3 protein-coding genes are annotated in these 2,671 nt (G+C 75.3%); 1 reads left to right on the top strand and 2 read right to left on the bottom strand.

Annotated elements, in window-relative coordinates; all coding sequences use genetic code 11:
- Window positions 1-1,983 (bottom strand): type I polyketide synthase (locus PUR61_RS18005; protein WP_329879907.1); only part of this gene is annotated, 1,983 nt, incomplete at its 3' end.
- Between the two features lie 45 nt (window positions 1,984-2,028).
- Window positions 2,029-2,511 (bottom strand): acyl carrier protein, encoded by a 483-nt coding sequence (locus PUR61_RS18010; protein ID WP_329879908.1) that lies wholly within the window; start codon window positions 2,509-2,511, stop codon window positions 2,029-2,031.
- Here PUR61_RS18010 and PUR61_RS18015 point away from each other — a divergent pair.
- Window positions 2,492-2,671, top strand: a 180-nt coding sequence (locus PUR61_RS18015; RefSeq protein ID WP_329879909.1) for a hypothetical protein, incomplete at its 3' end; no start/stop codon positions are given. The two genes, PUR61_RS18010 and PUR61_RS18015, sit on opposite strands and share 20 nt — an antisense overlap.

The raw sequence follows: 2,671 nt of genomic DNA on the forward strand, positions 1-2,671 counted from the left end.
CGCCAGACCCACCATCACGGCGAACGACACCGGCTGCACCACATCCACCCGCTCCAGCGAGGCGGCACCCGGCACCTGATTCACCACATCCACCAACGACCAGTCCACATAAGGCTTCAGCGCACCCTCCACCTCCGCCAGGGCCCGGGCGAACACCGGAGACTCGGCCGACAGACGCCGGCCCATCCCCACCCACTGCGAACCCTGACCCGGGAACACGAAGACGGTCTCGCCGGCGACGTCCGCCGTGCCGGTGACCAGGCCGGGTGCGGCGGCGTCGCCCGCGAGCGCGGCCAGTCCGCCGCGGTGGCCGTCCAGCGTGTCGGCCACCACGACGGCGCGGTGCGCCAGGAGCGCCCGGGCCTCGGCGAGCGCGCGGGCGGCAGCCGTCTGGTCCGGGCCCTGCGCGTCGGCGTAGTCGAGCAGCCGCTCGGCCTGGGCACGCAGGGCGACGGCCGAGGCGGCGGACACCAGCCAGGGGACGGCCGGGACGGCGCGCGCCGCGGCGTCCGGCGCCGCGGAGACCTCCGGTGCCTCCGGGGCGTGCGGCGCCTCGGGCGTCTCCGGCGCGGGCGCCTCCTCCAGGATCACGTGGGCGTTGGTGCCGCTCACGCCGAAGGCCGAGACGGCGGCCCGGCGCGGGCGGTCCAGCTCGGGCCACGGCCGGGCCTCGGTCAGCAGCCTGACCTCACCGGCCGACCAGTCGACCTGCCGGGTCGGCTCGTCCACGTGAAGGGTCTTCGGCAGCACACCGTGCCGCAGCGCCTCCACCATCTTGATCACGCCCGCGACCCCGGCAGCCGCCTGGGTGTGCCCGAGGTTTGACTTCAACGAGCCCAGCCAGAGCGGCTGTTCGGCCGGGCGGCCCCTGCCGTAGGTGGCGAGCACCGCCTGTGCCTCGATCGGGTCGCCGAGCGGCGTGCCGGTGCCGTGGCCCTCGACCGCGTCGACGTCCGCCGCGGTCAGCCGGGCGTTGGCGAGCGCGGCCCGGATCACCCGCTGCTGGGCGGGGCCGTTGGGCGCGGTCAGGCCGTTCGACGCACCGTCCTGGTTGACGGCCGAACCCCGCACCACGGCCAGCACCTCGTGACCCAGCCGCCGCGCGTCCGACAGCCGCTCCAGCACCAGGACGGCCACACCCTCCGCCCAGCCGGTTCCGTCGGCCGCGTCGGCGAACGCCTTGCACCGGCCGTCGACCGCGAGGCCGCGCTGCCGGGAGAACTCCACGAACGGCGACGGCTGGGACATCACCGCGACGCCCCCGGCCAGGGCCTGCACGCACTCGCCGTTGCGCAGGGCCTGGGCGGCCAGGTGGACAGCGACCAGGGAGGAGGAGCAGGCGGTGTCGACGGTGATCGCGGGCCCCTCCAGGCCGAGGGTGTACGCGACCCGGCCCGAGGCCACCGAACCCGAGGTCCCGGTGGCGAGGAAACCCTCCAGCCCCTCGGGCACGCTCCGCAGCCCGGTGGCGTAGTCGTGGTACATCACACCGGAGAAGACGCCGACGGGAGTGCCGCGCAGGTCCGCCGGGTCGAAGCCGGCCCGCTCCAGGGCCTCCCAGGACGTCTCCAGCAGCAGCCGCTGCTGCGGGTCCATGGCGAGCGCCTCGCGCGGCGAGATCCCGAAGAAGGCGGCGTCGAAGTCCGCGGCGCCGCGCAGGAACCCGCCCTCGCGGACGTAGGAGCGGCCCGCCCGGTCCGGGTCGGGGTCGAACAGCCCGTCGAGGTCCCAACCGCGGTCCTCGGGGAACTCGGCCACGCCGTCACGGCCGTCGGCGACCAGCTGCCACAGCTCGGCCGGGGAGGAGACGTCGCCGGGGAGCCGGCAGGCCATCCCGACGATGGCGATCGGCTCGGTGGCCGCCGCCTCCAACTTTGCCTTCTCGGAGGCGAGTTGCTCGTTGTCCTGGAGCGCGGCCCGCAGCGCCGCGACCAGCCTCGCCGTCTGGTCGGAGGCGGCCGCGCCGTCGATGGTGGTAGTCATGTCAGCCTTTCGGGAAGGAGCGGTGAGCGCGGGATCGGGGGACGGTCAGCCACGGCCGCGCAGCGCGCGGGCGACCAGACCGTCGATGTCCAGGTCGGCGATGGCGGGCCCGTCCGCGGGCGGGAGCTCCGGAGCCGGGCCGGCCTGCGGCACGGTGCCTCCGGCGGCGGCTCCGGCCTCCGGCTCCGGCAGGAGCTCGGACCGCAGGTGACGGGCGAGTTCGAGCGGGGTCGGGTGGTCGAAGACCAGCGTCGCCGGGAGCCGCACGCCGGTCGCCCGGGCCAGCCGGTTGCGCAGCTGCACCGCGCCGAGCGAGTCGAACCCGGTCTCCTTGAACGCCTGGGCGGCGGCGACGGCGTTCTTGGACGGGTGCCCGAGGACGGCCGCGGCGGCCGAACGCACCAGGTCGAGGAGTTCGCGGTGCTGCTCGCGTTCCGGCAGCGCGGCCAGCCTGACGGCGAAGCCGGCCGCGTCGTCGGCCGTGGTGGTGGTGGCGGTGCGGCGGGGAGTGCGAACCAGCCCGCGCAACAACGGGTTCAACTCACCACTCGCCGCCTGCGACCGCAACACCCCCCAGTCCAACCGCGTCGGCACCAACACCGCCTCCGACGAACCCAACGCCGCGTCGAACAACGCCAACGCCTCACCCGACGCCATCGCCGACAGACCACCACGCTTCAACCGCGCC

The sequence above is a fragment of the Streptomyces sp. BE20 genome (assembly GCF_036322525.1).
GTDB lineage: Bacteria > Actinomycetota > Actinomycetes > Streptomycetales > Streptomycetaceae > Kitasatospora.